The organism is Vibrio sp. 2134-1, assembly GCF_033339495.1.
The window spans coordinates 1-614 of the sequence record NZ_JAWOUS010000627.1; the positions used below are offsets into that span (position 1 = coordinate 1).

A 614-nucleotide genomic window follows, 5' to 3' on the forward strand; every position below is an offset into this window, starting at 1 on the left:
TTCACCTGAGCAATGTCATCAATCGGGGTGTAACCAACAGAGCCATAGGCAGTAGTTACCGTCAGGTTCTGAGAGCCAGACCCAACTTTTACCTTGGAACCGTCACCACTGAACAGGTACAGGCTGTATTCGACAGGTTGTTCACCAATGCTCACAGCCTGCCCCACCAGCCCGGCAACTTTCATCCCGTTGTTGTCCTGCGTAGTTTGTTCAGCCTCATCCGGAGTTCTGTCCCATTGGAGCAAACACACCGGGTCACGAATTGGGTCTGCGGCCATAGCCACATCCTCTTTCGTGGTGAACCGGCAAGGCACACCCGACTCTGGCAGGGCATAGATTTTCACCGGGTCAATAACCTGGCGAATTGTCCATGATTCAGCCGAGAGCTTGGCCGTCCCTTTCCAGGTATTGATGTCCACAACCAAGATGGGTGAGTTCGGCGCGGAGGTCATGACAAGAAGACTGGAAGAGCCGACCACATCAGGAACAGCCGGTTTAACCGGAATGCTCAAACGACCACCTGACGCACCGAAATCATGTTGGCTCATGATCCCCATTGTCTGGCCCGGCTCGATACGCACCCCATTCACCACCAGCGGCACTTTCGCATCAGA

General features: G+C 54.4%; 1 pseudogene. It reads right to left on the reverse strand.

Annotated features, from left to right (window positions below):
- Positions 1 to 614: pseudogene (locus tag R7R78_RS27620) on the reverse strand (hypothetical protein); the annotation flags it as partial.